The 10,300-nt window shown below is 38.4% G+C and carries 11 protein-coding genes and 3 tRNA genes; 10 read left to right on the top strand and 4 right to left on the bottom strand.

What is annotated here, in order from left to right; translation table 11 throughout:
- Nucleotides 1–42 precede the first annotated feature (42 nt).
- Nucleotides 43–119, top strand: a tRNA-Lys gene (locus tag HGJ98_RS14975).
- An 8-nt stretch (nucleotides 120–127) separates the two neighbouring features.
- Nucleotides 128–202 (top strand) — tRNA-Gly (locus tag HGJ98_RS14970).
- Nucleotides 203–341: 139 nt separating this feature from the next.
- On the opposite strand, the gene HGJ98_RS14965 is transcribed toward HGJ98_RS14970, so the two are convergent.
- The gene (locus HGJ98_RS14965) at nucleotides 342–695 is read right to left on the bottom strand and encodes a hypothetical protein (RefSeq protein ID WP_291352238.1); all 354 of its coding nucleotides are present in this window, start codon (nucleotides 693–695) and stop codon (nucleotides 342–344) included.
- Between the two features lie 370 nt (nucleotides 696–1,065).
- On the opposite strand from HGJ98_RS14965, the gene HGJ98_RS14960 reads away from it, so the two are divergent.
- The 3 genes from HGJ98_RS14960 to HGJ98_RS14950 all read left to right on the top strand — a co-directional run bounded on the left by HGJ98_RS14960 (nucleotide 1,066) and on the right by HGJ98_RS14950 (nucleotide 3,872).
- On the top strand, nucleotides 1,066–2,481 hold the full coding sequence (locus HGJ98_RS14960) for an ATP-binding protein (RefSeq protein ID WP_291352237.1): 1,416 nt from the start codon (nucleotides 1,066–1,068) through the stop codon (nucleotides 2,479–2,481).
- Nucleotides 2,482–2,692: 211 nt separating this feature from the next.
- Nucleotides 2,693–3,436 carry a 3-oxoacyl-ACP reductase FabG gene (gene fabG, locus HGJ98_RS14955; protein ID WP_291352236.1) on the top strand — a complete coding sequence of 248 codons (744 nt, stop codon included), beginning with the start codon at nucleotides 2,693–2,695 and terminating at the stop codon, nucleotides 3,434–3,436.
- Nucleotides 3,437–3,668: 232 nt separating this feature from the next.
- On the top strand, nucleotides 3,669–3,872 hold the full coding sequence (locus HGJ98_RS14950) for a hypothetical protein (RefSeq protein ID WP_291352234.1): 204 nt from the start codon (nucleotides 3,669–3,671) through the stop codon (nucleotides 3,870–3,872).
- On the opposite strand, the gene HGJ98_RS14945 is transcribed toward HGJ98_RS14950, so the two are convergent.
- From HGJ98_RS14945 to HGJ98_RS14935, 3 genes are all read right to left on the bottom strand, one after another.
- A complete protein-coding gene (locus tag HGJ98_RS14945; RefSeq protein ID WP_291352232.1) occupies nucleotides 3,864–4,817 on the bottom strand; it encodes a DMT family transporter in 954 nt (317 codons plus the stop codon). The genes HGJ98_RS14950 and HGJ98_RS14945 overlap by 9 nt on opposite strands.
- A 162-nt stretch (nucleotides 4,818–4,979) precedes the next feature.
- Nucleotides 4,980–5,055 (bottom strand) — tRNA-Thr (locus HGJ98_RS14940).
- Nucleotides 5,056–5,184: 129 nt separating this feature from the next.
- The gene (locus HGJ98_RS14935; protein WP_291352230.1) at nucleotides 5,185–6,081 is read right to left on the bottom strand and encodes a phosphatidylserine decarboxylase; all 897 of its coding nucleotides are present in this window, start codon (nucleotides 6,079–6,081) and stop codon (nucleotides 5,185–5,187) included.
- Nucleotides 6,082–6,304: 223 nt separating this feature from the next.
- Here HGJ98_RS14935 and HGJ98_RS14930 point away from each other — a divergent pair, with 223 nt between their 5' ends.
- The 5 genes from HGJ98_RS14930 (at nucleotide 6,305) to HGJ98_RS14910 (ending at nucleotide 10,152) form a co-directional block, all read left to right on the top strand.
- Nucleotides 6,305–6,451 carry a hypothetical protein gene (locus tag HGJ98_RS14930; protein WP_291352228.1) on the top strand — a complete coding sequence of 49 codons (147 nt, stop codon included), beginning with the start codon at nucleotides 6,305–6,307 and terminating at the stop codon, nucleotides 6,449–6,451.
- A gap of 226 nt (nucleotides 6,452–6,677) precedes the next feature.
- Nucleotides 6,678–7,463 (top strand): DUF5714 domain-containing protein, encoded by a 786-nt coding sequence (locus tag HGJ98_RS14925; RefSeq protein ID WP_367142737.1) that lies wholly within the window; start codon nucleotides 6,678–6,680, stop codon nucleotides 7,461–7,463.
- Nucleotides 7,464–7,641: 178 nt separating this feature from the next.
- Nucleotides 7,642–9,117 carry a DUF438 domain-containing protein gene (locus HGJ98_RS14920; protein ID WP_291352224.1) on the top strand — a complete coding sequence of 492 codons (1,476 nt, stop codon included), beginning with the start codon at nucleotides 7,642–7,644 and terminating at the stop codon, nucleotides 9,115–9,117.
- A complete protein-coding gene (locus HGJ98_RS14915) occupies nucleotides 9,095–9,667 on the top strand; it encodes a DUF2892 domain-containing protein (protein WP_291352222.1) in 573 nt (190 codons plus the stop codon). The genes HGJ98_RS14920 and HGJ98_RS14915 overlap by 23 nt, the downstream gene beginning before the upstream one ends.
- A gap of 131 nt (nucleotides 9,668–9,798) precedes the next feature.
- Nucleotides 9,799–10,152, top strand: a complete 354-nt coding sequence (locus HGJ98_RS14910) for a cupin domain-containing protein (RefSeq protein ID WP_291352220.1) — start codon at nucleotides 9,799–9,801, stop codon at nucleotides 10,150–10,152.
- Nucleotides 10,153–10,300: the final 148 nt, after the last annotated feature.

Raw genomic sequence — 10,300 nt, 5'->3', positions numbered from 1 at the left:
CTCTGGCATTCGTAGGTTCGAATCCTCCCACCCCAGCCATTAGGGCCATTAGCTCAGTCGGCTAGAGCACCTGACTTTTAATCAGGGTGTCCCGCGTTCGAGTCGCGGATGGCCCACCATAAAATTCGCGGATGTAACTCAGTGGTAGAGTGTCACCTTGCCAAGATGAAAGTCGCGAGTTCGAATCTCGTCACCCGCTCCAACAATAAATATGGCAAATGATATTAAAAGTTTAAGGGTTGGTAGAAATACCAACCCTTTTGTGTGCCTGCGATTGGACGTATATATCCCTGCAACATTATTAATCAGAAGAATCCCAGGCGACAACAAAAAATAAAATGCTACCTCTTGCGTTTAGCCATAAGATTACTTAAGAACTCTTTAATTCCACCTTTTTTAGGTTTCTCCCAGGCATGCTGAACTGGTATTTGTCCTCCAAACCCTTGGTTGTAACCCTGAGGTGCATACTGTTGGAAAGGATAACCTTGATTTGGGAGACTTTGATGGATTGTTGGTTGCAATAGTGGAGACTGTTGCTGCCCGAAGCCTTGAGGTGGATAGCCTGGAGTGGTGTAGCCTTGACCACCCGCATTTTGTGGTACAGCCCCCCAACCCTGATTCCATCCTGGATTCCCCTGAGGCCTTGGCATAATGGGTTGTTGAGTCCAATACATATTCATTTTATCAAAGGACATTATCTAATCACCTCCGCATGATTCAACAAGAAGGGAGAATATGGTATATCATATTCGGTCTATTGTATTTAGCTACCTGAGAAGTTTGTTCCGCACCCCATTTACTAAGATGAGAACTAATTCAAAATAGCTTCAAAAATGTCTGAATAGAAAGAATTATATATAAATCTAGGAAAATTATGGTAGACAGAGATTGGAAGATAATATAAAATTAATTTGTAAATGTAACTATTTGTTCAGTGATGATGACTTCCTTTTATGACATGGATCGAATATTAAGAAAAACAGGTTATTCGAACATGATCTTCTAATGCACATTTTGAATGGTAATTGTTCCAATTGGTGCAAATGATGGATAGGAGCTTATCGCATGGAATTGTTTCAGTCACAACCTATTATTGAGGGTCAAGAAAATGATTTAAATAGGATAATAAATTGGGATAATTTTAATATGTCCAGAAAAATCTCTGTTGTCTTTTTCTTGGCCAACGTTGTTTTTCTTTTTGTTGACTACAATAACAAAGTAAAGGGTCTTTGGGCACTCCATGAAGCTTACTGCCATGTGTTTTATACTCATGTTGTTTTGGGTTTGGTTACACTGATATATCTTTTTATTTCCTACCAAGTCAAAGTTGACTCTGCAAGTGAAATAACAAACCTTCATAAAGCATGTGTAATTACATTTGCACTATTTGTACTTAACTATTCCGCTGTAATATCTGGTTGGATGTCTCAGGAAATAAATAGACCAAATAACGTATACATTATTGCATGTTTTACAATTGCCTTAACGCTAAATTTTAGATCAAAAATTATGGCGTTTTTATATGGGGTATCCGGTGTTACTTTTATGATTTTACTTACAGCTAGTTTAGACGATCCGTATATGAGCTTTGGGCATTATACGGATGCCTTTTTATTAGTAGTAATATCGTATTTTCTTTCCACTATACTCTATAGATATAAGCAACAGAATTTACGTCACAATTATTATCTAGAGGACTTAGTCGGAAAGAGAACGGAAGAATTGCAAAGGGCCAATGAGTTACTTACAGAGCGGACCGTGGAACTGCAAGATATAAACGACTTACTTACAAAAGAAATTGTTAAACGAAAACAAACTGAGATAGAGATGGTTCGTCTAGATAAGTTAAAGCTAATCGGTGAAATGGCTGCTAGTATCAGTCATGAGGTACGCAATCCCATGACAATAGTAAAAGGTTTTTTGCAGTTACTTAAGAATAAACAGGGATCAAGGGATAAGGAATACTTTGACATTATGATAGAGGAGCTAGATCGCGCAAATTCTATTCTCTCGGAGTTTCTATCTATTAGTAAAAACAAACCCAGTATATTGGAATGGCACAATATAAATGACATAGTTAAGTCGACGTTGCCGTTGATGCAAGCGGACGCACAAAATAATGATAAACTATTAGCTGTAGAGCTAAATAGTGTGCCGGATTTGAAAATCGACATCCAGGAAATACGTCAACTGTTATTAAATCTTGTTCGTAATGGTTTTGAGGCAATGTCACGTGGCGGACAATTAAGAATAAAAACGTTTTCTACTAATTCTGAAGTAGCTTTGGTAGTTGAAGATGAGGGTATTGGAATTGAACAAAATATGCTTGATAAGTTGGGCACTCCTTTTTTTACAACGAAAGAACAAGGAACGGGTTTAGGATTAGCTGTATGTTACGGCATAGTAACACGAAACAATGGAAGAATAAGTGTTCAAACTAGCCCTAAAGGCACAACATTCAATGTGTATTTTAAAATTTGATCTAATACAAAAGCTCAAGTTAAGACTAACTACTGAATCAGATCGTTTCTAAAAACGATTTGATTTTACTGCTGATAATGTTGGTTGACTAGCAGGAAATATTGGGAATGTGTGGAATTATTTAGTTAAGCTTAAACTTAAATGGTTAAGCGGCAATGAAACAAAGGCTCAAAATCGACTGCATAGTTACTAGTTTAAGGAGGAATTTAACTTGGCAAAATTATTAAATAGGGTTGCAGTAGTAACCGGAGCAGCCCAAGGAATTGGTGCGGCCATAGTAAAACGGCTGCTGGAGGATGGTGCTGCTTCAGTCGTGGCTTTAGACATTAATCAAGAGCTACTAGAACAAGCTGCAGAGGAATTGGACCCTATGGGGGAAAGAGTTATTCCGATAAAATGTAACATTGCTGACAGAGTTGAAGTTACTGATGTTTTCAGGAAGATCTACGAGAGACTTAGTAAGGTAGATATACTTGTGAACAATGCAGGGATCACAAGAGATGCTATGTTTCATAAAATGACACCTGAGCAATGGGATTCGGTAATTTCTATAAACCTGACCAGCGTTTATAATTGTTGTCAGGCTGTTGTAAACGAGATGCGCAAGCAGAAATACGGTAAAATAGTAAATCTTTCCTCAACATCGGCTTGGGGTAATATTGGACAGGTAAACTATAGTGCCTCTAAAGCGGGAATGATTGGTATGACAAAATCCCTTGCCAAGGAACTGGGAAACAAAAATATCACCGTTAATGCAATAGCCCCAGGTTTAATTGATACGGAGATGACAAGGAGCATGCCGGAACATCTTAAGACAATGGCTCTTATGTTATGTCCTGCGGCGCGAGTCGGAAATCCGTCAGAAATTGCTTCAGTAGTATCATTCCTGGCTTCGGATGACTCTAGCTTTGTTAACGGTGAATGTATCAAAGTTTGTGGTGGATTCCTAATGTAGTTTTTGGTATTCGGTGTCCGGTTCCGATTGCGCCGAAATATTGATCATATTTACTGACGCTGAATAAGCGTCTTTTTTTATTTTTATGTAAAATATTACTAAAATAATTTTATAAAAGCATATAGGTAATCTATAGACTTTGATTCGAATAAAATGATAAAATATATTTAAACAATTCTAAATATTTAGTCTTCTAACTATTTTGTAGTTAGAAAATGGGGAGGCTGCAATTATGAGTGAATCTAAAAAAACGGGCTCATTCCTCCAACGCAACGAGCGCCAATTTGAAGTTGGAGATCGTGTAGTAACGTGTAATCAGACCATCGGAACTGTTGTACGTGTTGATTGCGATAACAATGGAGTTTTTATTGTAGTGCGGTTAGATGTTCTTCCACGTGAATTTGCATACGATCCTTGCGATCTTAAATTAATCTAAGTACAATTTCTCTTCATTGAGGGGGCCAGCAGTTCGAGGATTACCCTTATTAACTGGACCTTTTTGTAAAGTTCCCAACTCAAAATTAATAAGTACAATGGCTAAGAGTGTTAATAACCCGCCGACAAGCTGGATAGTTAAAACACTTTCTTTTAGAATAAGGTAACCGCTAAGGACTCCAACCACCGGAATGAGATTTAAATAGATGGTTGTTAAAGCCACGTCCAAACGTTTCAAGGCATAGATATATAATAAATAGGCAATACACGAACAAAAAATTGCCTGAAATAAAATATTACCTAAGGCTGTTAGCGAAAACAGCTTCCATTCGCGATACTCTAAAAGTGACAAAGGAATAAAACACAGGGTTCCAAAGATCGTTTGGTAAGTCGTCAAAAATAATCCTGAATATTTTACTTGAAGAGACTTATTAACCAAAGTAAAAAATGCCCATGATAGCATTGCAGTAACCATCAGAATATTCCCAACAAAGTGGGTAGAATTTACCTCTACCTTGCCGTTGGCAGTAACAGCAAGGTAAGAGCCCCCGATGGCTATACCAACTCCCAACAGCTTTATTAATGATATTCTGCCGTGAAAGAACAGTACATCCAATGTTATTGTAATAATTGGAACGACGGAAACGATTAGGGAAGCGTTTGTTGCTGATGTATATTTAACTCCGATATTTTCTAAGACGAAATATAAGGTGATGCCAAAAAGCCCCCCTAAAACCATTTTCGGGAAGTCAGACTTGTCTAGTTTAGTTTGGGGTTCAACTCTGCGGATAATTATTCCGAGCAGCAAGGAGGCTATTACGAAACGGATAAGCGCCATGGTGATCGGAGGGATTTCCACAACAGTCACTTTGATGCTGACATAAGAGATTCCCCAAATTATTATGACAGCAAGCATTGCTAAATTGGCCCTCAATAAATTTTTCATGATAATTCCTCTCTTCTAAATGTTCCCAACGATCCATTATACTACATCTTTGCTATTTTCAAAGGCTATTTTACTGCGTACACTAAACAAATAATCAAAGGCTACCACCTAACTTAGAGGTGGTAGCCTTAATTTAACAATAACGTTTTTTGTCGAGTTAAATGGAGCTGGTGATGGGACTCGAACCCGCAACCTGCTGATTACAAATCAGCTGCTCTTCCAATTGAGCTACACCAGCATGTTTTTTGGACAAGCTTTATTTTACATAGATTATGAATTGACGTCAAGAGGTTAATTCCTAGAAATAAAAGGTAAATACATGAATAGATGAAGTGTCCCCTTTGTATATTCATTATTTGAACCGCTTTTAATCTAAAACGCTTTTTGTCCCGATTTTTTCCCCGATGAACACAGAGGTTTCATAGCCAAGTTTGGTTTGCTCAACGATATCTTCGTCAATTCTAACCTTATCCGGCTCTAAGAATAGGATTACTGTGGATCCTCCAAATTTGAAGTAGCCCTTTTCATCCCCCCGATTTACTAATCTATTAGGGGTATAGGTTTGAATAATTGAGCCGACGCAGGTGGCGCCTACTTCAACATATAAAACATCTCCAAAGTGATGAGAATGAAAGATGCTCCATTCTCGCTTGTTTTCACAAAAAATCCTATTGATCTTTCGAAGTGCAATTGGATTAACAGAGTAGTAAGCCCCTTTGATTTTTTTCGTATCCTCACAGGTTCCGCTGTCGATAAAATGATAGCGGTGATAATCTGTAGGGCAGAGTCTTAAAATCAAGCATGTCCCTTTGTTGTATTTTTCAGCCACACGATCATCTTTAATTAAATCTCTAAGGCTATAGGTAAAATTCTTCACTTGAACTAGTTTTTCTAATTCGATAGTTTCATAAGCAAAAAGCTTCCCATCTCCAAAGGATATAAGTGAGTGGCTTTCAGAAGCGATTGTACGTGCATTAGGCTTTAACTTACGATAAAAAAAGTCATTAAAGGATGAAAAATCCTGCAATCTTTTTTCAGCAATCGACATATCTATATTGAATTTGGTAATAAAGGGGTTTATCTTCTTAGTGCTTATCTTTCTGTCTAAATACATTCCATAGAGGCTTGAACACATTCGTTTCTTTATAAAAGCTTCTAAAAGACTCATACCAAGAGGGGAGGAGTAGGTCCAATTTAAAACCTTTTCTCCGGCTACCCTCTCAATTTCATAGGATTTAGTTTTACGGTTATAATACTTTATCAAAGTGAAGCAACTCCTATATCGAGGTTGATTTTTGGATTCCGTAGTGCTTTGTAACGCATTCCTCTACTTCCCTAATGCTAGTATACCATAGTCATAACGAATGGTCTCATTTGGCCCAAAACAACTAATAAAATTCTTGTAAAATATGGGATTAATTAACGTTTTAGAATTCTGCCTTTTGTGGAAACCTAACTTGAGATTGATTGTAAAGGAGATAAGAAACATGGCCACCTTAGGTAAAGGCAACAACACAAATTTCTTGCCACAAGGAAATACTCCTAAACCAGGAATCATTACTCCAAAAACAAAAGTAATCTCGGAAAAGACGGATGTCCCTACAAATGAAAATACTGATGCTAGTCATCCTTGATTATGCCAATATCTCACCCGGGCAGCTTTAGCTGTCCTATTTTTTTGGTTCCGCCGCATCTCAGGATATTCTTGGGGTGATAATTCCAGGCAAGAGGAGGATAGCTTAGTCCATTAAAAGCAGGTTAATCAATCAATAATGTAGAAATATCCTAAGAAATATATCGTTTAAAAAATTACTTTGTGATTTCAAAGAAACTATTTGATATTGGGGAGGATTATGTGTGATTGACCTAATTCAGAATATAAATAATAACAGTTCTGCCTCTGGTTGTTGAGGACCGATTTCTAGTGCTGGTCAGCGCAATGAATCCAAGACTGAGAACTGCCAGATCTGTGGAGGGCAATTAGATTACTTCAATTCAGGACGAGACTTAACCTGCCTCCATTGTGGTAAAAAAGAGATGGGTAACATTTCCTGTCCAAATGGACACTACATATGTGATGAATGTCACGGGAAAGGGCTTTTTGATATTGTAAAAGATTACGTATTGAGTTGTAAGACTACAAATCCCTTGGAAATAGCCAAGGATTTAATGGGCCAGAAAAATGTCCCCATGCTCGGCTGTGAGAATGCTTGGATAGCAGCAGGCGCTTTTATGGCAGCCCTTAAGAACGAAGGAACAACTATGGTTACAGATGAACAGATTATTGAAGTTCTGATTCGGACCAAGCGACAGGCTGTCGGAGGATTTTGTGGACTAACAGGGGTATGTGGAATTGTTCCAGCCATGGGCGCCTGCTTTAGTATCGTTTTAGGTGCTGCTTGTTCGAAAGATCAAGAAACAGCGAAAACAATGGAAGTAGTCGCAAGAATTGTTGGAAAAATCGCCAACGAAACAGGTCCTTGCTGCTGTAAAAACTTTGTTTGGACTGCCCTTAATGAGGGCATTACATTGGCACAATCCTATCTTAAAGTCTCTTTGTCTTCGCCGAGTCAAGAGATTATTTGTACCCACAGTTCACGTCACCCTCATGGATGTAGAGAGAGTAAATGCCCTTATTTTAAATGATGTGAAAAAGTTTGCATTGACTTTTTCTTGAGTTATATCTACCTACCTTAGATGTTTGGAGGGTGATTATAGAGTAAGCAGAAAAGTTAAGTCAGTTGTTTGATTAATTTCAGGATATTTGCAAATAATGCTATAGAATAGTCTGAATAAATTAATCGATCAGAAAGGGTGTAGAGTTTTGAGTAAACCAATCCTTGACTTAACGCGTTCTTTATATGATCTTACCGAGGAATATCCTGAGCTGATCCCGATTTTGCTTGATATGGGCTTAGAAGGAGCGGCAAATCCTATTCTAAGAAAAACGGTGGGACGTAAATTACCCGTCTTAGAAGGTCTTAAACGGCATGGTGTACCCTTAGAAGAAGCCAGACGCAAGCTGGCCGCAAAAGGTTTTCATGTGCCAGGCGAAGAAGATCCACTAGAAATTCGTAAGGAACGCCGAGAACAGCTCAAGGAGATCATCCGGGATATCCACCGTCAAGCAAATCCAGACGAATTGCGAGAGAGATTTAAGGACTTGCTGAGCGATGTAGGGGCTACAGAAATTACTCAGTTGGAACAAGAATTAATCCAAGAAGGGTTATCCGAGCTGGAGATTAAATCCTTGTGTGATGTGCATGCAGCGGTCTTCGAAGAAGGTTTAAATAACCAAGTTGTGCAGGAAGAGCAAGCTGGACATCCGGTTCATACCTTTAAAAAGGAAAATAGAAAGATAGAAAAAATAGTGACTTCACTGAATGAGCTTTTTGCAAAATTGAGCCAAAATGATTTTGCCTCTAAGGAAAACCATGTGGCTGAGTGGCGGCAACTTCATGAGCAATTATTAGAAATCGAGAAACACTACAGTCGTAAAGAGAACATTCTGTTTGCTTACCTTGAGAAACACGGAGTAAACGCACCGCCGAAAGTAATGTGGGCAATTCACGATGACATCCGTGCACTTTTGAAAGAAGTTAGTAAAACTTTAAGGGATCAACAGCCAAACGTGAAGGAACTTAAGGAGACTATTGAAAGAACGGCCCGACCAGCTATAAAAATGATCACAGATATGATTTACAAAGAAGAGAATATTATGTTTCCCATGTGCATTGATACTCTTACTGATCAGGAATGGGCAGAGGTGGCAGAGCAAAGTGAGGAGATAGGATATCTGGTAGAGCCGGATACTGGCTGGAAACCTGCTATTACTGCGGAAAGAACAGTCTCCCTAAATCAGACTCCTCTATCCGACAATTTATCTAGAGGTGCAGAGGCTGAGATTCCCTTTGAGACAGGAGTGCTTACCCAGAAACAATTAAACCTTCTTCTCAATAACCTGCCCGTCGACATTACCTTTGTAGATGAACAGGACACCGTAAGGTATTTTACCTTTGGCAAAGAACGAATTTTTCAGCGCAGCAAGGCAATTATTGGGCGTGAGGTGAAAAACTGCCATCCACCTGACAGTGTACATATCGTGGAAAAGATTCTGGAGGACTTTCGCAGCGGACGGAAAGACTCTGCTAACTTCTGGTTGCACTTAGGGGAAAAATACGTTTATATTCAGTATTTTGCTTTGCGTGATGAAAACGGTAATTATGCTGGGACGATTGAGGTTTCACAAGATATAACGGAAATACAAAAGGTTCAAGGTGAAAAAAGAATCTATACATAGGGCAGGCGACAGATTCAGAACTCCCTATTCTTTGGTTCCTCTAGTTGAAATATACCAAGATTTAATGTGGAGAGTGAGGATTATGAACCATATGAATAATAGCATATTTCCACATACAACAAAACGAGTATTCCTTAATACCCATCCAAAAGATAATGCTAAGATACGGCATCACACAATTGCACGTTTAGACTCCTATAAGCATAGCAGCAATCAAGTATTGACGGATAAAATAGAAAAGCTAAATTCAGAATGGGATACTGAGAGATTTCTCGAAGCAAATGCAGCATCAATTGTTATGGTAAGTACATTATTAGGCTTAAAACATAGCAAATACTGGTTCCTTATAACAGGGGCAGTTGGATTATTTCTTCTTCAGCACGCATTACAAGGGTGGTGTCCTCCTGTTCCTTTCATAAGAAAAAGGGGTATGCGAACATCTGAGGAAATAAATAACGAGAGGATCGCCTTGAAAATATTAAGAAAGGACTTTTCGGAAGTCAATAGTTGTGATGTTTCAGAAATTCTTAGTATTGTAGAAAAAGATTAATTTACTAGAAAACCAATATAGCCGCCAAGCTGGCGGCTATTCCCGATTCAATACCTTTCTGGAGGACTAAATGATATTTAACTGTAAATTATGATATAATTTTGTAAAACTCATTACGAAGGAGCAATAACATGATTAAACGTTTCGTGGATTTAAAGAAAGATTCAGTTTCTAACTTCCGTGGTGGTAATGGCGAACTTCAAATGACACACTTTTTAGAAGCTGAAAAGGATGAATTCAAAGGTAAAGGTCGCTTATTTTGCAAGAATACTCTAAAACCTGGGAGCTCCATCGGACTTCATGAACATGTTGGAGATTTTGAGACCTATGTTGTTTTAAGTGGAGAGGGTCTAGTTAATGACAACGGAGACTTGCAGCCTGTTAAACCCGGTGATGTAATTATCACGAAGAACGGTGAAAAGCATTCCCTTGAAAATACAGGTACCGACGATTTAGAGGTTATCGCCTTAATTTTATTTGACTAAACAATTTCTAGCCAATCATAGTATATACATCTCCCAAAGGGACACATTTTAGAACAAAAGTGTCTCTTTGTTTTTTGTTTTTCTGAAAGCAACTCAAGGCCTGTGTCATCCTGAGAGATAGCGAAGGATCTAGATCCTTCGCTATCTC

The sequence above is a fragment of the Desulfosporosinus sp. genome, assembly GCF_014237355.1.
In the GTDB taxonomy this organism is placed as follows: Bacteria; Bacillota; Desulfitobacteriia; order Desulfitobacteriales; family Desulfitobacteriaceae; genus Desulfosporosinus.
Note: the sequence above shows the minus strand (reverse complement) of the source record. Positions and strands in the feature narration are given on the sequence as shown.